Source organism: Pseudomonas extremorientalis (assembly GCF_024584605.1).
Taxonomy (GTDB): Bacteria; Pseudomonadota; Gammaproteobacteria; order Pseudomonadales; family Pseudomonadaceae; genus Aquipseudomonas; species Aquipseudomonas extremorientalis.
Genome location: NZ_CP089519.1, coordinates 755,905 through 775,692, shown reverse-complemented (window position 1 = coordinate 775,692; position 19,788 = coordinate 755,905). Strand labels below are relative to the sequence as shown.

Below are 19,788 nucleotides of genomic sequence, written 5' to 3'. Positions count from 1 at the left end.
GGATGAAGACTGATCGATCAGACTGACCGACCGCGAAGCCCCACTCAGGCAGGGGCAGCGCTACCGAACCGCCAAGGCGGTTCGGGTGAAAAGTCGCGCAGTGTAACCACAAAAAGCCGACTTGCTAAGAGCCAAATGGCGCCAATTTATGCAACTTTAGCGACGTGAGGCCAGATAGCGGCGCAAGCCTTCCTGGGCGTCCGGGCAGTACGGCTTTTGCTCAGCCTCCTGCAGGACGGTGTCGATAGGTAAAAAGCGCGCTTCCATGACCTCTTCCGGCTGCAGGCGCAGCGGCCCGTCCCACACGGCTGAGTAGGATTTGCACCAGAGCCGGCTATCGCCATCTTCGAAGTAGAAGTGGTCGTGTTCGACCAACGCCACCCCACTGACCCCAAGCTCTTCTTCCAGCTCACGGGCTGCCGACACGGCATAGGACTCACCCGCCGCCACCATCCCGCCTGCCGCCGTGTCCCAGTAACCGGGATACAGGGCTTTGCTCAAGGTGCGCCGATGCACACACAACTCACCGGCGCTATTGAAAAGAAAGATAAAGGTGCAACGGCCGATCAGGCCGCGCTGGCGCAGGTCGGACCTGACAAGGTCGCCGAGCAGGTTGTCATGCTCATCGACCCAGCAGATCAGTTCAGCGTCGGAAGCCGCACGGTGGGCGGCCTCCTTTTGAGTAGCGTCCATCATCAACCCTGGTTGAGGAGCTGACGCAAGTCAATCACTGCAGCGTTTGCCCGGGAAATGTAATTGGCCATCACCAGCGAATGGTTCGCCAGTACGCCGAATCCACTGCCATTAAGAATCATAGGACTCCACACCGGTTCCTGCGAGGCTTCCAGCTCACGAATGATCTGGCGCACGCTGACGGTGGCGTTTTTCTTGGCCAATACGTCGGCAAAGTCCACTTCGATGGCGCGCAACAGGTGGGACAAGGCCCAGGCCTGGCCACGGGCCTCGTAGAACACGTTGTCGATCTGCATCCATGGAGTTTCCACCACTTCTTCATCGACCTGCGGCACTTCACCCGGCGCCAGCGCTTCGGTTTTCAACGCAGTGTTCAGCTTCACGCGGCCCACACTGGCCGACAGGCGTTGCGACAGCGAGCCCAGGCGGGTGGCGACATCGCCCAGCCAGTTGTTCAGGTTGTCGGCCCGCGCATAGAACAATGCGCCTTTCTGGTTCGGGTCGGACAGGCGCGCTTCATAGCGGCTCAGGGAGTTGATGCCTTCCTGGTATTCGGACTCGCTGGATGGCAGCACCCAGCTCTTGTTATCGAAGTTGAAGCGCGGCTCGGCCTTGGCCAAGTCGGCGTCTTCGGCCGACTGCGACTGCGAGCGGGCGAAATCCTTACGCAGGGCGCGGGTCAGGTCGCGCACCTGCACAAGCACGCCGTATTCCCAGCTCGGCATGTTGTCCATCCACAGGCCTGGCGGGAAGCGGTCGTTGGAAATGTAGCCACCCGGCTTGTTCAGCAAGGTGCCAACCACCGTCTTGAGGGTTTCGACGGTGGTAAAGCCCACCACCATCTGCTTGCCGTCTTTTTCGGCGGCAATCTGCGCGTTCTGCTGGACCGGGAACAGCGCCGGCTCTTCGCTCCAGTACCAGCCCAAGGCGCCTGTGACCAACAGGTACAGGCCGAGCACACTGAGCACGGCACGGCTCATCAGCAGGGTACGAAAATAGCTGCGGTTGGCCGACTTGGGCTCAGGGGCGGGGCCTTTGGCGCTGCCTGCACGGTTTTTCCAGTCCAGCATGGCGATATCCTTTCAATCACTTGAGTTCATGCACTTGAATTGATGGCGTGCGTTCAAACACTCCGACCACAACCCTACCCCATCGTGCCCGCCCGTGCGGGGCTTTTCGCCAAACTGGCGCACAGAGGGCGTTCGACTATAAAGAATGCACGCTTTTTCCGCCGCGCGACCAGCGGGTCAGCAACTGAATACTCCGCACGCACAGTTTATTGACGTATGACACTCATCCCATGGGAAAGAGGTGCTAGCATAGAGCCATCAGTCGACCTCAGCATGCACCCTCACTAGTAGTCAGGATATGACCGAGCCAGAAGACCCCAGCCGTGAGCGCCTCAAGCAGCATTTTGCCCAGCGGGTAATTCATCAGGCACGTCAAATTCTTGAGATCTGGCAGCGCCTGCAACGCAGCGAGTGGTCCGGCACTGACCTTTCCGAACTCAGCGAGGCCAATCTGCGCCTGCTGCGCTTTGCCGAGCGTTTCGAACAGCCGGAACACAGCCAGTTGGCGCAGCACATCGGCGAATCCCTCAAGGCCGTGGACGAAAACCGCGGGCGCCTGAGCAGCCAACTGATCACCGAACTCAACCGCCTGATGCAACGCCTGTCCCGCACCGGGCTGCGCCAGGGTGACCAGCTTGAGCAAACCTTCCTGCCGCCGATGCGCAAGCCGATCTACGTGATGCTGGCTGATCACGACCGTGCCGAGCGCCTGGCCAAGCAGTTGGAGTTCTTTGGCATGAGCGCCCAGTCCCTGGACAGTGTCGCGGCGTTTCGCGCGTCGATGGCCGAGCGCCTGCCGTCGGCGATTGTGATGGACGTGGACTTCTGCGGTGCCGGCCTGGGCCTCAAGCTCGCCGCCGAGGCCCAGGAAGGCCTGGAGCAGAAGCTGCCACTGCTGTTTTTCAGCCTGCACGAAACCGACACCCCGACCCGCCTGGCCGCCGTGCGCGCCGGAGGTCAGGAATTCCTGACCGGTACGCTGGAAGCCTCCAGCTTGCTGGAAAAGATCGAAGTGCTGACCTGCGTCGCCCAGTACGAGCCGTATAAAGTGCTGATCATCGACGACTCGCGGGCCCAGGCGCTGCACACCGAACGGCTGCTCAACAGCGCCGGTATCGTCACCCGCACCTTGATCGAGCCGATCCAGGCAATGGCCGAGCTGGCGGACTTCCAGCCCGACCTGATCATCCTCGACATGTATATGCCCGCCTGTACCGGCACCGAACTGGCCAAGGTCATCCGCCATAACGACCGTTACGTCAGCGTGCCGATCATTTACCTGTCGGCCGAAGACGACCTGGACAAGCAACTGGACGCCATGAGCGAAGGCGGCGATGACTTCCTCACCAAGCCGATCAAGCCGCGCCACCTGATCACCACCGTGCGCAACCGTGCGGCGCGGGCGCGCAACCTCAAGGCGCGGATGGTGCGCGACAGCCTGACCGGCCTGTACAACCACACCCATATCCTGCAACTGCTCGAAGACTGCAGCTTCCGCGCACGCCGCGAGAACAAGCCGCTGAGCTTCGCCATGCTCGACATCGACCACTTCAAGCGGGTCAACGACAGCCACGGCCACCCCATGGGCGACCGCGTGATCAAGAGCCTGGCGCTGTTTCTCAAGCAGCGCCTGCGCAAGACCGACTACATCGGGCGCTACGGCGGTGAAGAATTCGCCATTGTGATGCCTGACACCGATTTGGAAGCCGCCTGCAAAGTATTGGATGAAATCCGTGGGCGCTTTGCCGAAATCCATTACCCGGCCCAACCCCAGGATTTGTGGTGCACCTTCAGCGCCGGGGTGGTGGAGCTGTGCGACGGCTCCGACAGCCTGATGATGGCCGCCCAGGCCGACGAGGCGCTGTACCGCGCCAAAGACGCCGGACGCAATCGCGTACAACCCGCACGCGCATCAAAGCAAAGTGCCATCTTTTCACCGGAATCCACTGAATCCGTCATAACGCTGTAATGGAAACGCAATAACTTCAGGCACTTATCTTTTGCTGTCGGTTGAAACCCCGCATGCGCCTGAAGCTGCTGACCAATCTCAATACCCTTCTTCTGGTGGCCGTGTGCCTGGCGCTGGGGGCGACGTTGTGGTGGTCGCAACGGGCGCTGGAGCGACCCTATTTGCTGATGGAACGCTACCTGGGCCTGTCGCAGACGTTCCAGAATGAAGCCGCACGCAATATCGACGATTACCTGGCCAGCGGCGACGCCCTGCGCTTGAGCAGCGCGGGCCAGAGCCTGGAAAGCCTGTTGCAGCATCTGGACGAGTTGCCTGCGGACCTTGCGCAGAACCTGCGCCCGAGCCTGGTGGACCTGGATGCGTTCAGCAAGACTGAGTTGCTGGCGGCCGGTAAGCTGGCAGGCGACCCGCAAGCCTTGCTGCTACAGGCCGAACGTGAATTGGGCGCGAACCTGGAGCAACTGAGCCAGTACGCCATCGGCGTAAACTCTCCCGAAGCCGCGCGCTATCTGCCGCCGTTGCTGGCCGCCTCCCAGCACCTGGGCAAGTTATCCCTGGCCCGCGACAAACTGGTGAGCAGCGGGCGTGCGGAACTGGCCGACGATGTGGAACGCGAAGTCGGCGCTATCCGCAGCCAGGCCGACCTGTTGGAGCAACTGCCGTTGCTCGGCGTCAAGGCCAGCGCCGAATCCAGCGCCGATGACTTTTCCGCGCTGATGGGGCTGCAGAACAGCGAAAAAACCGAAGCCCAAGACACCGGCGTCGACCTCAAGCGTGAACTCAATAGCCTGCTGACCCGCTACCCCGCCGAACTCAAGCGCACCCGCGACCAGATCCAGCAACGCACCGAACTGGCCGCCAAGACCCACCAGAAAATCAACTCCGTTCAGCAAGCCATCGCCGCACTGGAACCGGTGGTGCGCGCGCAACATGGCCAAATCCAGGGTGAAGTGCGCCTGATGCAAGGGCTGATGATTGGCCTGATCCTGTTGATCGCGCTGCTGATCGACACCTTGCAACGCAAGCTGGCGCGGGTGCTGACCAATCTGGCGCCGGCCCTGTCGACTTGGGCCGAGGGTGACTTCAGCCAGCCGATTGCCCTGGGCAAGACCAACCGCGAACTGCACGATATCGAAGCGTCTCTGAACCGCCTGCGCACCTACCTGGTGGACTTGGTCGGCACCATTCGCGGCAACGCCGAAGAAGTTGCCAGCAGCAGCCGTACCCTCGCCGAACTGAGCAGCGGCCTGCACGACGGCGCCGAACGCCAGGCCGGGGATACTGCGCAAATCCGAGATTCATTGGGTGAACTGGAGGCGACGATCCAGCAAGTCGCCGGTGATGCCAGCCAGGCTGCCGGTGCCAGTCGCAGTGCCGGCCAGGCCGTGGAACAAGGCCAGCGCGTGATCGGCCTGAGCCTCACCGGGCTGCGTGCCCTGGTGGGCGAAGTGCAGCAAAACGCGCAGATGATCGAAAAACTGGCTGAGGAATCCGCCACCATCGGCGGCGTGCTCACGGTGATCCGCTCGATTGCCGACCAGACCAACCTGCTGGCCCTCAACGCCGCCATCGAGGCCGCCCGTGCCGGTGAAGCCGGACGCGGCTTTGCCGTGGTGGCCGACGAGGTGCGCTCGCTGGCCCAACGCACCGCTGGCGCCACCGCAGAAATCCAGACCTTGATCGCCGGGCTGCAGAGCGCCGCCCACCAATCGGTGCAAGGCATGCGGGCCCAGGTCGAACACGCCGAAGCCACCGCCCAGCAAGCCCAGGCGGCGGACGGTGCGCTGGATGAGATTGTCGGCGCGATCCAGACCATTTCCGACACCGCCGTGCGCATCGCCGATGTGACCGCGCAGCAGAGTGGTGCCGTCAGCGAGATTCGCGACAACAGTGAGCGGATTCATCAGTTGGGTGAGGACAACTTGCTGCGAATCGGCCAGGGCCGCAGCCAGGGTGAGCACTTGCTGGTGCTAGGTGGGCAGCTCAACACTGCCGTTCAAGCCTTCCGCGTCTGACACGATCTTCAACCTTATAGAGATCAAATGTGGGAGGGGGCTTGCCCCCGATTGCAGTGTGTCAGCCTCAGTGTCTGTAACTGACCCAGCGCTATCGGGGGCAAGCCCCCTCCCACATTTGACCTTCATGGCATTCAGGAGCGTATTACCCATGACCGGATCACCGGCCACAGTCACAAATTTCGCGCTATCCTCGCTAATCGTGCCGCCTACTGCATAGAACTGGACAGTCACAAAGGCTTTGCGGCATAGTCGCCGGGTTCTGCCGTACCCACATCAATAACAAGGAACAGCCGATGGCGACCTTACTGGTTCTTCACGGACCCAACCTGAACCTGCTCGGCACCCGTGAACCGGGCGTCTACGGGGCAGTCACCCTGGACCAGATCAACCTTGATCTCGAACGCAGGGCGCGTGAAGCCGGCCACCATCTGCTCTACCTGCAAAGCAATGCCGAGTACGAATTGATTGATCGCATCCATGCCGCGCGCGGCGAAGGCGTGGATTTTATCCTGATCAATCCCGCCGCTTTTACGCATACAAGTGTTGCATTACGTGACGCGCTGCTGGCGGTGAGCATCCCATTCATCGAAGTGCATTTGTCGAACGTGCACAAACGCGAAGCTTTCCGCCATCACTCCTACTTCTCCGATGTAGCGGTAGGTGTGATCTGCGGCCTTGGCGCCAGCGGTTACCGACTGGCCCTGGAGGCCGCCCTGGAACAACTTGAACAACCGGCCAAGCGCCCCTGACCGACCCTTGGGAGTTGATGATTCATGGATATCCGTAAAGTTAAGAAACTGATCGAACTGCTGGAAGAATCCGGTATCGACGAGTTGGAAATCAAGGAAGGCGAAGAGTCCGTACGGATCAGCCGTCACAGCAAGACCCCGGCCCAGCAGTTCTATGCGCCACAGATGCAAGCGCCGGCTCCGGCCGCTGCTGCTCCGGCCGCCGCGCCTGCTGCCGCCGCTGCACCTGCCGCCCCAGCCGCTCCGGCGCTGAACGGCTTCGTGGTCAAGTCGCCAATGGTCGGTACGTTCTACCGCACCCCGGCACCGACTTCGCCAGCCTTCGTTGAAGTCGGCGCTACCGTGAAAGTGGGCGACACCATCTGCATCGTTGAAGCGATGAAGATGATGAACCACATCACCGCTGAAAAAGCCGGCGTCATCGAATCCATCCTGGTAGAAAACGGTCAGCCGGTTGAGTACGACCAGCCGCTGTTCACCATCGTTTGAACCGCGGAGCGCCTTCGATGTTGAAACCTGCGAAGAAACTGCAAAAAGTCCTGATCGCCAACCGCGGCGAGATCGCGCTGCGTATCCTGCGCGCCTGTAAGGAAGAGGGCATCAAGACCGTCGCTGTTTACTCGACGGCCGATACCGAATTGATGCACGTGAAACTGGCGGACGAAAGCATCTGCATCGGCCCGCCACTGGCCACGAACTCGTACTTGAAAGTCTCGAACATCATCGCGGCCGCGGAAGTGACCGGCGCTGATGGCATCCACCCTGGCTACGGCTTCCTCGCGGAAAACGCCGATTTCGCCGAACAGGTGGAAAAATCCGGGTTTGCCTTCATCGGCCCGAAAGCCGAAACCATTCGCCTGATGGGTGACAAGGTGTCGGCCAAGGACGCCATGATCGCGGCCGGCGTGCCAACCGTTCCAGGCTCCGACGGCCCGCTGCCGGAAGACGAGGAAACCGCGCTGCGCATTGGTCGCGAAGTCGGCTACCCGGTGATCATCAAGGCCGCCGGTGGCGGTGGTGGTCGCGGCATGCGCGTGGTGCACAAGGAAGAAGACCTGATCGAAGCTGCCAAGCAGACTCGCTCCGAAGCGGGCGCCTGGTTCGGCAACCCGATGGTCTACCTGGAGAAGTACCTGACCAACCCACGTCACGTGGAGGTGCAAGTACTGTCCGACGGCCAAGGCCACGCCATCCACCTGGGCGACCGCGACTGCTCGCTGCAACGTCGTCACCAGAAGGTCCTGGAAGAAGCGCCAGCACCGGGCCTGGATGAAAAAGCGCGCCAGGAAGTACTGGCTCGTTGCGTCAAGGCGTGCATCGACATCAACTACCGTGGCGCGGGTACTTTCGAGTTCCTGTACGAGAACGGTCGTTTCTACTTCATCGAGATGAACACTCGTGTGCAGGTAGAGCACCCGGTGTCGGAGATGGTCACCGGTATCGACATCGTCAAGGAGATGCTCAGCATCGCCGCCGGCAACCCGCTGTCCTTCACCCAGGACGACGTGAAGATGCACGGCCACTCCCTGGAGTGCCGCATCAACGCCGAAGACCCGAAAACCTTTATCCCAAGCCCTGGCCTGGTCAAGCATTTCCACGCGCCCGGCGGCAACGGCGTACGTGTGGATTCGCACCTGTACAGCGGCTACAAGGTGCCGTCCAACTACGACTCGCTGATCGGCAAGCTGATCACCTGGGGCGCTACCCGCGACGAGGCCATGGCCCGTATGCGCAACGCCCTGGACGAAATCGTGGTCGACGGCATCAAGACCAACATCCCGCTGCATCGGGACCTGGTCCGTGATGAAGGCTTCTGCGAAGGTGGTGTGAACATCCACTACCTGGAACACAAGCTGGCCAACCAGTAAGTGTGCCAAACGACACAGCCGCCTCCGGGCGGCTTTGTTGTTTCCGGGCTCCGGATTTCCTGGATGTACAGGGTCCAATGTGGGAGAGGGCTTGCCCCCTCCCACAGTTGTCCTGTGTATATTTTGAATACTGCAAATCGCCAGCACAGTCGTCTTCTGACCGCCGCTCGCGTAAACTTGCGCCCTTTCGCAGCCCCACCCCGCTGCACACTCATTTTTTCAAAGGTGCCCGCCATGCCTTGGCTGCAAGTCCGTCTCGCCATCAGCCCAGAACAAGCCGAAACCTATGAAGACGCTTTCCTCGAAGTAGGCGCTGTCTCCGTAACGTTCATGGACGCCGAAGACCAGCCGATCTTCGAACCCGAACTCAACACCACGCCGCTGTGGTCCCACACCCATTTGCTGGCCCTGTTCGAAGACGGCACCGATGCCGCCAGCGTCCTGGCCCATATGGAGCTGCTCACCGGCGGCCCGCTGCCAGAGCACCACAGCGAAGTCATCGAAGACCAGGACTGGGAACGCAGCTGGATGGACAACTTCCAGCCGATGCGTTTTGGCCAGCGCCTGTGGATTGTACCGAGCTGGCATGCCGCGCCCGAGCCCGACGCCGTCAACCTGCTGCTGGATCCGGGCCTGGCGTTCGGCACCGGCACCCACCCGACCACCGCGCTGTGCCTGGAATGGCTGGACGGCCAAGACCTGACCGACAGCCACGTGCTGGACTTCGGCTGCGGCTCGGGGATCCTGGCGATTGCCGCCCTGCTGCTCGGCGCCAAGGAAGCCGTGGGCACCGACATCGACGTGCAAGCCCTGGAAGCCTCTCGCGATAACGCCGGGCGCAACAACATTCCTGAAGGCAAATTCCCACTCTACCTGCCGGAGCAATTGCCCCAGGTACAGGCCGACGTGCTGGTGGCCAACATCCTCGCCGGCCCGCTGGTGTCGTTGGCGCCGCAGTTGTCGAGCCTGGTCAAGCCGGGCGGCCGCCTGGCGCTGTCGGGCATCCTGGCCGAGCAGGGCGAAGACGTCGCCGCTGCCTACGCCAAGGATTTCGAGCTGGACCCGATCGCCAACCGCGATGGCTGGGTACGCATCAGCGGTCGTCGGCGCTAGAATGAGCGCTTGCCTGAATCGGATGGCCGCATGACCGACAGTTTCGTCACCCAGTGCCCGCATTGCCAATCGCGCTTTCGCGTCAACCACGCTCAATTGAGCGTGGCCCGTGGCGTGGTGCGCTGCGGCTCGTGCCTGCAAGTGTTCAATGCGGCTCGCCAGCTGCTGGAGCAACGCGCCCAGGCGCCGGCACCGCAGCCCGAGGCGACTCCCGAGGCGCCGCGCGCCATCAGCCAGAAACAGTGGAGCGCCGAAGAGCTGGACCTGGACAACCTGGACCTGGATGAAGAACTGGCCAAGCTGGAACGCCGCGAGATTCAGCACACGCAGCCTGTTGGCGCGGATCGTCGCCAGCCCGGCACCGACCGCCGCCAAAAGGATGAATCCTTCAGCGCCAGCCGCGACACGGTCAAGGCCGAAGAAGAAAAATGGGCGGCAAGCCTGTTCAGCGAGCCGCCTGAAGAGCGCCTCCACGTCACCGAAGACCAGCCAGAACCTGCGACCAGGCAGCGCACCGAACCGTCCATGTCGTTCCACACCGACGATCGCGACGATGAGCCCCCCCTGCGTTCAACACCAGACGATGACGACATCGACCCACCGTTTACACCGCTGACCAAAGCGGCCGAACCCGACGATCGCCTGCCCCCCCGCCGCAAGCGCCCACGCGCTGAAACCAGCGCCCATGACGACCTGCTGCAGGACCTGGAAGACGATCCGCTGCACCTCTACGCACAAAAACGCCCGACAGGCCTGGGCCGTCGCCTGGTCTGGCTGCTGCTGGTGCTGATCGCCGCCGCCGGCCTCGCAGGCCAATACATCGCCTACCAATTCGACGACCTGGCCCGCCAGGACGCCTATCGCCCGTGGTTCCAGCAACTGTGCCCCACCCTGGGTTGCACCGTGCCATCGCGGGTCGATATTGCCCATATCAAGAGCAGTAACCTGGTAGTGCGCAGCCACCCGGATTTCGCCGGGGCGCTGGTGGTGGATGCGATCATCTACAACCGCGCTACCTTCTCCCAGCCCTTCCCGCTGCTGGAGCTGCGTTTTGCCGACCTGAACGGCAACCTGATTGCCAGCCGTCGCTTCAAACCCGCCGAATACCTCAGCGGTGAGCTGGCCGGCGTTAGCGAAATGCCATCGCAAACCCCGATCCATATCTCCCTGGATATCCTCGATCCGGGCAACAAAGCCGTGAATTACAGCCTGAGCTTCCATTCGCCCGAGTGAATCGGTTCACGCGTTGAAGTTTGACGGCAGGTTATTGACTTTCCCCTGCGTAACCAAACCGCTGGCGATAAAGAAATAACTGTTCAGATTTTATCCAATTCAGCCTTTATCCAGTCATCGAGAGCGGGTATCATGCCAACCCTTTTTCGAACTCTAATGATCCGGCCCCACAACAGGGAAGTCCTATGTCGGCGGTACGCATCGGCCCATACACATTGCAGAACGGCTTGATCCTCGCCCCGATGGCGGGCGTCACCGACCAGCCCTTTCGTCAGCTGTGCAAGCGTTTGGGCGCGGGTCTAGTAGTCTCGGAAATGGTCACCAGCGACATGAGCTTGTGGAACACCCGCAAATCGCGGATGCGCATGATCCACGAAGGTGATCCCGAGCCCCGCTCGGTACAGATCGCCGGTGGAGATGCACAGATGCTGGCGGATGCGGCCCGGGCCAACGTGGAGTTGGGGGCGCAGATCATCGACATCAACATGGGCTGCCCGGCCAAGAAGGTCTGTAACAAGGCCGCCGGTTCGGCCCTGTTGAAAGATGAGCAGTTGGTGGCCGAGATCCTGCAGGCCGTTGTCGCCGCAGTGGATGTGCCGGTTACCCTGAAGATCCGTACCGGTTGGGACCGGGACAACAAGAACGGCCTGACAGTGGCGAAGATCGCTGAACAGGCAGGCATTACAGCGCTGGCGGTGCATGGCCGTACCCGCGCCGACCTTTACACCGGTGAAGCCGAGTACGACACCATCGCTGCGATCAAGCAGGCGGTATCGATGCCGGTATTCGCCAATGGCGACATCGACTCCGCCGAGAAGGCAAGGCGCGTGCTGCACGCAACTGGTGCCGATGGCTTGTTGATTGGCCGGGCCGCCCAGGGGCGTCCATGGATTTTTCGTGAGATCGATCATTTTCTGCGTACCGGCGAAGTGTTGCCGGCACCGGGGCTGATCGAGGTGGAACGTATTCTGCTAGAGCATCTGGCCGCCCTGCACGCCTTCTATGGGGACGTGATGGGAGTACGCATTGCTCGCAAGCATGTCGGCTGGTATCTCGCAACCCTGCCGGGCGCCAGGGAGTTTCGCGCCCACTTCAATCGTTTGGATGATACGCAAGCACAGGTCACCACCGTTCGAGAGTACTTCAGCGAGCGTGAAAAGAGCCTGGGGACAGGGGACGGAGAGGGGGTGGCCGCATGACGATGATGACCGAGACTTTAGTGAGTGGAACAACGCCCGTGAGCGACAACGTCAATTTGAAACAGCACCTCAACACGCCGAGCGAAGAAGGCCAGACCCTTCGCGGGAGTGTCGAGAAGGCGCTGCACAATTATTTCGCCCACCTTGAGGGCGCTTCCGTCACGGACGTGTACAACCTGGTGCTCTCCGAAGTCGAGGCGCCCTTGCTCGAAAGCGTGATGAACTACGTCAAGGGCAACCAGACCAAAGCCAGTGAGCTGCTGGGCCTCAACCGTGGCACCTTGCGCAAAAAGCTCAAGCAATACGATTTGCTGTAAGCATTCAATCAAACCAGAAAGGCGCCCGCGTAAAACCGGTCGCCTTTTTTGCTGACTCCTTTGCTTTTGATGGAAATTGAAATGACCGACCAGACTACCCGCCTGCCGATCCGCCGCGCCTTGATCAGTGTCTCCGACAAGACCGGGATCCTCGAATTTGCCCAGGAGCTGGAAGCCCTGGGCGTGGAAATCCTCTCCACGGGCGGGACCTTCAAACTGCTGCAGGACAACGGCGTGGCCGCAGTGGAAGTGGCGGACTACACCGGCTTCGCAGAAATGATGGACGGTCGGGTCAAGACCCTGCACCCGAAAATCCACGGCGGTATCCTCGGCCGTCGTGGCACCGACGACGCGATCATGGCCGAGCACGGCATCAAGCCGATCGACCTGGTGGCCGTCAACCTCTACCCATTCGAAGCCACCATCAACAAGCCAGGCTGCGACCTGCCGACCGCCATCGAAAACATCGATATCGGCGGCCCGACCATGGTGCGTTCAGCGGCCAAGAACCACAAAGACGTGGCCATCGTGGTCAACGCCAGTGATTACGCCAACGTATTGGAAAGCCTGAAAGCCGGTGGCCTGACCTACGCCCAGCGTTTCGACCTGATGCTCAAGGCGTTCGAACACACCGCCGCCTACGACGGCATGATCGCCAACTACATGGGCACCGTGAACCAGGCCGCTGAAACCCTCAGCACCGAAGGCCGCAGCCAGTTCCCGCGCACCTTCAACAGCCAGTTCATCAAGGCCCAGGAAATGCGCTACGGCGAGAACCCGCACCAGAGCGCGGCGTTCTACGTGGAAGCCAAGCCTGCCGAAGTGGGCATCGCCACGGCGACCCAGTTGCAAGGCAAGGAGCTGTCCTACAACAACGTGGCCGACACCGACGCCGCGCTGGAATGCGTGAAGAGCTTCGTCAAGCCGGCCTGTGTGATCGTCAAGCACGCCAACCCATGCGGCGTGGCCGTGAGCCCGGACGCTGAAGGCGGTATCCGCCAGGCGTACGAACTGGCCTACGCCACCGATACCGAATCGGCCTTCGGCGGCATCATCGCCTTCAACCGCGAACTGGATGCCGAGACCGCTAAAGCGATCGTCGAGCGTCAGTTCGTTGAAGTGATCATCGCCCCAAGCGTCAGCGAAGAAGCCCGCGCCATCGTGGCAGCCAAAGCCAACGTGCGCCTGCTGGCCTGCGGCGAGTGGTCGGCCGAGCGTGCAGCGGCCTGGGACTACAAGCGCGTCAACGGTGGCTTGCTGGTACAGAGCCGCGACATCGGCATGATCGGCAGCGAAGACCTGAAAGTGGTGACCAAGCGCGCCCCGACCGAGCAGGAGATCAACGACCTGATCTTCGCCTGGAAGGTGGCCAAATACGTTAAATCCAACGCCATCGTCTACGCCAAGAACCGCCAGACCATCGGTGTCGGCGCCGGCCAGATGAGCCGTGTGAACTCGGCGCGTATCGCCGCGATCAAGGCCGAGCACGCCGGTTTGCAGGTGGTGGGTTCGGTGATGGCTTCCGATGCGTTCTTCCCGTTCCGTGACGGCCTGGACAACGCCGCGAAAGCCGGTGTAACCGCCGTGATCCAACCGGGTGGTTCGATGCGTGATGCCGAAGTGATCGCCGCCGCGGATGAAGCTGGCATCGCCATGGTCTTCACCGGCATGCGTCACTTCCGTCACTGATTCAACTCGATCGAAATGTGGGAGCGGACTTGTGTGGCGATCGGGCTTGCCACATGAGTTCGGCTCCACATTGAAGCGCACCCTGAGCGCCTACAGAATTTGAGGTTTTTGACATGAATGTTTTGATCATTGGCAGCGGTGGCCGTGAACACGCCCTGGCCTGGAAAGTTGCCCAGGACCCGCGTGTCCAGAAAGTCTTCGTCGCGCCCGGCAACGCTGGCACCGCCATTGAAGCCAAGTGCGAAAACGTTGCCATCGACGTGCTGGCACTTGAGCAACTGGCGGACTTTGCCGAGAAAAATGTGTCCCTGACCATCGTCGGCCCGGAAGTGCCGCTGGTGGCCGGCGTCGTGGACCTGTTCCGCAGCCGTGGCCTGGACTGCTTCGGCCCTACCGCCGGTGCGGCCCAGTTGGAAGGTTCCAAAGCCTTCACCAAGGATTTCCTGGCCCGCCACAAGATCCCGACTGCCGACTACCAGAACTTCACCGAGATCGAGCCGGCCCTGGCTTACCTGCGCGAAAAAGGTGCGCCAATCGTGATCAAGGCCGATGGCCTCGCTGCTGGTAAAGGCGTGATCGTCGCCATGACCCTGCAGGAAGCCGAAGACGCCGTGCGCGATATGCTCGCTGGCAACGCTTTCGGTGACGCAGGTTCCCGCGTGGTCATCGAGGAGTTCCTCGACGGCGAAGAAGCCAGCTTCATCGTGATGGTCGACGGCAAGAACGTCTTGCCGATGGCCACCAGCCAGGACCACAAACGCGTCGGCGACGGCGACACCGGCCCGAACACCGGTGGCATGGGGGCCTACTCCCCTGCCCCGGTGGTCACGGCCGACGTGCACCAGCGTGTCATGGACCGGGTGATCTGGCCGACCGTGCGCGGCATGGCCGACGAAGGCAATGTGTACACCGGTTTCCTGTATGCCGGCCTGATGATCGACAAAGCCGGTAACCCCAAAGTCATCGAGTTCAACTGCCGCTTCGGCGATCCGGAAACCCAACCGGTGATGCTGCGCCTGCAATCGAGCCTGGTGCTGTTGGTCGAGGCGGCATTGGCCCAGGCCCTGGACAAGGTTGAAGCGCAGTGGGATCCACGTCCGAGCGTCGGCATCGTGCTGGCGGCTGGTGGCTACCCTGCCGACTACGCCAAGGGCGATGTGATTGAAGGCCTGGACGCGGCTGCTACGCTGGAAGGCAAGGTGTTCCATGCGGGCACCGCGCTCAAGGATGGCCAGGTCGTGACGGCCGGTGGCCGTGTGCTATGCGCCACCGCCATGGGCGCCAGCGTCGACGTCGCGCAGCAACAGGCGTACAAGCTGGCCGCGAAGATCGACTGGAAAGGCTGCTTCTACCGCAAGGACATCGGCTATCGCGCCATTGCGCGGGAACGTGGCGAGAACCAGTAAGCAGCTATCCGTTCGGCTAGGCAGGGGCCTCTGGCCCTTGCCGTATGCAGGCCTACCCGCGCATAGTTAACCGTGCATCAACCTACGAAGGGATTTCGCCGTGCGCTGGCTCAGGATCGCCATAGGTTTCACTGTCAGTCTGCTGACACTGCTCTGCTTGTTCCCGGCCCAGGCCGCCGCGCAAGGCAGTGGCTGGGCAGTATTGCTTGATGAACAGGCCGACCTGCAACTGAGCGACATCCGTTCCTCGCGCTACACCAACCAATTCAGCCCCATCGAACTGGACCGCATTACCGCCGCGGAACCGGACGGTGCGTTGTGGGTACGTTTCAAGCTGCAACCCGGCAAGCACGAACAAGTGCTGCGGGTATTCGCCCCGGACCTGTCGCACCTGAGCCTCTACGTGCTGGACGGCGACACCCTGGTGGAACAACAGAGCACCGGCACACGCCAGCCCCAGGCTGAACGGCCGTTGCCCAGCAGTGACTTCATGCTGCCGATGCCCCAGAGCCAGAACCCCCTCGAGGTCTACCTGCGCCTGGTCTCGGAACACGAGCTGCGCCCCTACATCACCTTGGAACCGGCCGTGCTCGCCGCCGCCGACCAGACCCAGACGCTGATCTACGGCCTGCTGTTCGGCTGCCTGTTGATGCTGATCCTGCACAACCTCACGCGCTTCGCCTACCACCGCTCGCGCAGCAGCCTGTGGCTGGCGGCCTGCGAAGTGCTGCTGATGCTCAGCCTGGCGCTGCTACTCAACCTGGTGGGCCCATGGCTGCCGAACTGGCATGCGATCCAGACGCCCGGCGCCTACCTGGCGCTATTGCTCACCGCGCCGTGCGGGCTGATGTTTGCCTACCGGTTCTTCATGCCCCTGGGCCCGCACCCGCTGAACAAGCTGTTGATGGCGGACATCCTGTTCATCGTGCTGTGCGGCCTGCTGTTGTTGTTCGTCAACACCCTGCCGCTGAACATCATCACCTACGCCCTGGTGGCCCTGGCCGGCTTGAGCATGTTGTTTGTCTCGGCCTATCACTGGCAGAAAGGCTACCGCCCGGCACGCCTGTTCGTGGTGGCGATGGTGGTGTTCAACATCGGTACGCTGATCATCCTGCCAGCGTTGCTGGGCCTGACGATGGTCTCGCCCCAGGGCCTGATCGTCACGCTGCTGGCGTTTATCTGCCTGAGCGGCCTGCTGATGAGCCTGGCGTTGGGCGAACGCCAGCGTGCGATTGTCGAGGCGCGTTTCAGCCTCAGCCGCGACCTGGCGGCGAGCAATGCCGAAATCGCGGCCAAGGCCGAGTTCCTGGCCAAGATCAGCCACGAAATCCGCACCCCCATGAACGGTGTGCTGGGCATGACCGAACTGCTGTTGGGTACGCCGCTGTCGGTGAAACAGCGCGACTACGTGCAGACCATCCACAGCGCCGGCAACGAACTGCTTACGCTGATCAATGAAATCCTCGATATCTCCAAGCTCGAATCCGGCCAGATCGAACTGGACGATGTGCAATTCGACCTCAATGCGCTGATCGAAGACTGCCTGAGTATCTTCCGCGCCAAGGCCGAACAGCAGAATGTCGAACTGATCAGCTTTATCCAGCCCCAGGTGCCCCGCGTGATCAGCGGCGACCCGACGCGCCTGCGCCAGGCCATGTTGAGCCTGCTGGAAAACGCCCTGCAAAAGACCGACGAAGGCGAAGTGTTGATCGTGGTGGCCCTGGACGACCGCAGCACCAAGCCACGCCTGCGCATTGCCGTGCAGGACAGCGGCCTGCCCATGGAAGCCTCAGAGCGTGACGCCCTGCTGCACAGTGAGCTGCACAGCAAGAATTTCTTCTCGGCCACCCGGCTGAATGGCCACCTGGGCCTGGTCATCGCCCGCCAGTTGATCCTGTTGATGAACGGCGAGTTCGGCATCAAGAGCGGCAGCCACCAGGGCAGCACCCTGTGGCTGACCCTGCCGCTGGACCCGGAGCGCCTGGAACACCCGACCTCCGACCTCGACGGCCCGCTCAAAGGCGCGCGCGTGCTAGTGGTGGACGACAACGACACCTGCCGCAAAGTGCTGGTGCAACAATGTTCCGCCTGGGGCCTCAACGTCAGCGCCGTGCCCTCGGGCAAGGAAGCCCTGGCATTGCTGCGCACCAAGGCGCACCTGCGCGACTACTTCGACGTGGTGCTGCTGGACCAGAACATGCCCGGCATGACCGGCATGCAACTGGCGGCGAAGATCAAGGAAGACCCGAGCCTGAACCACGACATCCTGCTGATCATGCTTACCGGCATCAGCAACGCGCCGAGCAAGATCATTGCGCGCAATTGCGGGATCAAGCGCATCCTCGCCAAACCGGTGGCCGGCTATACGCTCAAGACCACCCTGGCCGACGAACTGACCCAGCGCAGCAAAGGCAACGTGCCGCCACGTCCGGTCCTCAGCACTCCGGCCGCCATCACCGTGCCGGCGGATTTCCGCATCCTGGTAGCCGAAGACAACAGCATCTCCACCAAGGTGATCCGCGGCATGCTCGGCAAGCTCAACCTCGACCCGGACACCGCCAGCAACGGCGAGGAAGCGCTGGAGGCGATGAAGGCCCAGCGTTATGACCTGGTGTTGATGGACTGTGAAATGCCGATCCTCGATGGTTTCTCGGCGACCCAGCAACTGCGCGCGTGGGAAGTCAGCCACCAGCGCATCCGCACGCCGGTGGTGGCGTTGACCGCGCACATTCTGTCGGAGCACAAGGAACGTGCGCGCCAGGCCGGGATGGATGGGCATATGGCCAAGCCGGTGGAGTTGTCGCAGTTGCGCGAGCTGGTGGAATTCTGGGTCGCCCAGCGGCAACAGCGCCCAGAACACGCACCTTCCTGAACTTGAAATGCAGTCAAATGCGGGAGGGGCAAGTCGAATCGTCGCACCGCCCCTCCCGCCTTTGATCTCTTTCGCCTGATAGACTCTCCACACTTTCCTCCTGCGAGCCGCCCCCCATGCTCCACGTGTTATTCAGCGTCTACCTGAAAATGCTGGTGCTCTACAGCCCGTTCTTCGTGCTGTCCTGCTTTATCAGCCTGACTCGTGGTTATTCCAGCAAAGAGCGGCGGCGCCTGGCGTGGAAGGTGGCGCTGGCGACCCTGGTCTCGAGCGTGTTGCTCTACCTGTTCGGCCGGGTGATTTTCAGTGTGTTCGGCATCACCGTCGACGCCTTCCGCATCGGCGCCGGCAGTGTGCTGTTCATTTCCGCCCTGGGCATGGCCCAGGGCAAGTCGGCCGTACAGACCGACAACGTGCAGCAGGATGTGACCATCGTGCCGCTGACCATCCCCCTCACGGTCGGCCCCGGCACCATCGGTGCGCTGCTGGTGATGGGCGTCAGCCAACCGCACTGGGATGACAAGCTCACCGCCATCCTCAGCATCGCCCTGGCCAGCCTCACGGTGGGCGTGGTGCTGTACCTGTCCAACCGTATCGAACGCATCCTCGGTGACCAGGGCTTGCAGATTGTCAGTCGGTTGATGGGATTGTTCGTGTGTGCCCTGGCCGCACAAATCATCTTTACCGGCGTGCGCGGCTACCTGGTGCCCTAGATCCGGTATTTGGCAATTGCCAGTTGTACCTTGTCCCCCGCGCTCTCGCGCATCAGTTGGATCGTCTTTTCATTGATCACCGAGGTATTGAGCACCAGGCACGTCTGCCCGCTGAAGGCCTCGAACGAGGAGCTGTCCCACTCCAGGAAGGGCAGCCCTGTCTGTTTGCTCACGCCGTGAGTGCTGTAGGTCACCAGCACCATCGTCAATTCGCCATCGATTTCGGCACAAGAGGCCAGGCCGAAATCACCGCCCTGGTGCACCGAGCTGTTGCGTTTGAACAATTCAAAAGACGCCGGCGTCTGCTTCAACGCCTCCAATGCATCGGCCGCCAGTTTCGGCAGCATGCCCAGCAGCGGTGCGGACAAGGACGTGGAAGCCAACAGCGTGGCAATAAGATTCAGCGCCGCCAGCTGCACGGTCAGCCCCTTGCCCGAACGTGAGACCCGCTCGAAGCTGCTGCGCACCGGGAGCCATCCCAGGCTGACCATCACCTTGATGAATTCGTCGTACCAGTCCTCGGTACCGCGGTGTATTTTCAATACATCGCTGACGTAACTGCTGGCCAGTAAATAACTCTTACGGACATATTCTCGCTTCAGACCCGACAGGCCTTCGGCAAACGAAATCACGCCGTTGTTGACCACGGCTGCGTTGAAGTCATCTTCGGTGTCCAGCGGTACAGCTGCGTGCTTGCCTGACGCGCCCGGTAATGTGTAGGCGGCAATCAACTTGCGCCTTTTTGTAGTGTTGATCCGTCTGTGATGTCGCTCCATTTTGATTCTCCACAAGCACCCCAACGTGGGGCTTGTGTCCACCCTAGTTCACCGGCCGATGGGCTTTCCAGGCGATAAACATCCCTTGGCGCAACGCGTTAAA

The 19,788-nt window shown here is 61.7% G+C and carries 15 protein-coding genes and 1 pseudogene; 13 read left to right on the top strand and 3 right to left on the bottom strand.

From position 1 onward, the window contains the following. Positions 1-156 precede the first annotated feature (156 nt). Both LUU92_RS03270 and LUU92_RS03265 read right to left on the bottom strand, forming a co-directional pair. Positions 157-693 carry an NUDIX hydrolase gene (locus tag LUU92_RS03270; RefSeq protein WP_092249960.1) on the bottom strand — a complete coding sequence of 179 codons (537 nt, stop codon included), beginning with the start codon at positions 691-693 and terminating at the stop codon, positions 157-159. A 2-nt stretch (positions 694-695) separates the two neighbouring features. Next, positions 696-1,673 carry a DUF2333 family protein gene (locus tag LUU92_RS03265; RefSeq protein ID WP_371322043.1) on the bottom strand — a complete coding sequence of 326 codons (978 nt, stop codon included), beginning with the start codon at positions 1,671-1,673 and terminating at the stop codon, positions 696-698. Between the two features lie 388 nt (positions 1,674-2,061). Here LUU92_RS03265 and LUU92_RS03260 point away from each other — a divergent pair, with 388 nt between their 5' ends. The 13 genes and pseudogenes from LUU92_RS03260 to tspR all read left to right on the top strand — a co-directional run bounded on the left by LUU92_RS03260 (position 2,062) and on the right by tspR (position 18,909). After that, a complete protein-coding gene (locus tag LUU92_RS03260) occupies positions 2,062-3,732 on the top strand; it encodes a response regulator (protein ID WP_093128480.1) in 1,671 nt (556 codons plus the stop codon). Positions 3,733-5,231: 1,499 nt separating this feature from the next. Then, positions 5,232-5,747: pseudogene (locus tag LUU92_RS29340) on the top strand (methyl-accepting chemotaxis protein); the annotation flags it as partial. A 296-nt stretch (positions 5,748-6,043) separates the two neighbouring features. Further along, the gene (aroQ, locus tag LUU92_RS03250; protein WP_010213488.1) at positions 6,044-6,499 is read left to right on the top strand and encodes a type II 3-dehydroquinate dehydratase; all 456 of its coding nucleotides are present in this window, start codon (positions 6,044-6,046) and stop codon (positions 6,497-6,499) included. Between the two features lie 24 nt (positions 6,500-6,523). Further along, positions 6,524-6,988 carry an acetyl-CoA carboxylase biotin carboxyl carrier protein gene (gene accB, locus LUU92_RS03245; protein WP_010213489.1) on the top strand — a complete coding sequence of 155 codons (465 nt, stop codon included), beginning with the start codon at positions 6,524-6,526 and terminating at the stop codon, positions 6,986-6,988. Between the two features lie 17 nt (positions 6,989-7,005). Beyond that, positions 7,006-8,367, top strand: a complete 1,362-nt coding sequence (accC, locus tag LUU92_RS03240) for an acetyl-CoA carboxylase biotin carboxylase subunit (RefSeq protein ID WP_010213490.1) — start codon at positions 7,006-7,008, stop codon at positions 8,365-8,367. 234 nt (positions 8,368-8,601) lie between these two features. Then, positions 8,602-9,480 carry a 50S ribosomal protein L11 methyltransferase gene (prmA, locus tag LUU92_RS03235; RefSeq protein WP_071491599.1) on the top strand — a complete coding sequence of 293 codons (879 nt, stop codon included), beginning with the start codon at positions 8,602-8,604 and terminating at the stop codon, positions 9,478-9,480. 30 nt (positions 9,481-9,510) lie between these two features. Beyond that, positions 9,511-10,713, top strand: a complete 1,203-nt coding sequence (locus tag LUU92_RS03230) for a DUF3426 domain-containing protein (protein WP_071491600.1) — start codon at positions 9,511-9,513, stop codon at positions 10,711-10,713. A gap of 185 nt (positions 10,714-10,898) precedes the next feature. Then, positions 10,899-11,912 carry a tRNA dihydrouridine synthase DusB gene (gene dusB, locus LUU92_RS03225; RefSeq protein ID WP_257103155.1) on the top strand — a complete coding sequence of 338 codons (1,014 nt, stop codon included), beginning with the start codon at positions 10,899-10,901 and terminating at the stop codon, positions 11,910-11,912. Next, on the top strand, positions 11,909-12,229 hold the full coding sequence (gene fis / locus LUU92_RS03220; RefSeq protein ID WP_002555375.1) for a DNA-binding transcriptional regulator Fis: 321 nt from the start codon (positions 11,909-11,911) through the stop codon (positions 12,227-12,229). The genes dusB and fis overlap by 4 nt, the downstream gene beginning before the upstream one ends. Before the next feature lie 81 nt (positions 12,230-12,310). Then, the gene (purH, locus tag LUU92_RS03215) at positions 12,311-13,918 is read left to right on the top strand and encodes a bifunctional phosphoribosylaminoimidazolecarboxamide formyltransferase/IMP cyclohydrolase (protein ID WP_222540904.1); all 1,608 of its coding nucleotides are present in this window, start codon (positions 12,311-12,313) and stop codon (positions 13,916-13,918) included. A 113-nt stretch (positions 13,919-14,031) separates the two neighbouring features. Further along, positions 14,032-15,324: a phosphoribosylamine--glycine ligase gene (gene purD / locus LUU92_RS03210; protein ID WP_257103154.1), complete on the top strand. Its 1,293-nt coding sequence runs from the start codon at positions 14,032-14,034 to the stop codon at positions 15,322-15,324. A 100-nt stretch (positions 15,325-15,424) separates the two neighbouring features. Continuing rightward, positions 15,425-18,196: a hybrid sensor histidine kinase/response regulator gene (locus LUU92_RS03205; RefSeq protein ID WP_071491604.1), complete on the top strand. Its 2,772-nt coding sequence runs from the start codon at positions 15,425-15,427 to the stop codon at positions 18,194-18,196. Positions 18,197-18,312: 116 nt separating this feature from the next. Next, the gene (gene tspR, locus LUU92_RS03200) at positions 18,313-18,909 is read left to right on the top strand and encodes a type III secretion system genes modulator TspR (protein WP_003171467.1); all 597 of its coding nucleotides are present in this window, start codon (positions 18,313-18,315) and stop codon (positions 18,907-18,909) included. Here tspR and LUU92_RS03195 read toward each other — a convergent pair. After that, a complete protein-coding gene (locus tag LUU92_RS03195) occupies positions 18,906-19,685 on the bottom strand; it encodes a hypothetical protein (protein WP_222540902.1) in 780 nt (259 codons plus the stop codon). The two genes, tspR and LUU92_RS03195, sit on opposite strands and share 4 nt — an antisense overlap. Positions 19,686-19,788: the final 103 nt, after the last annotated feature.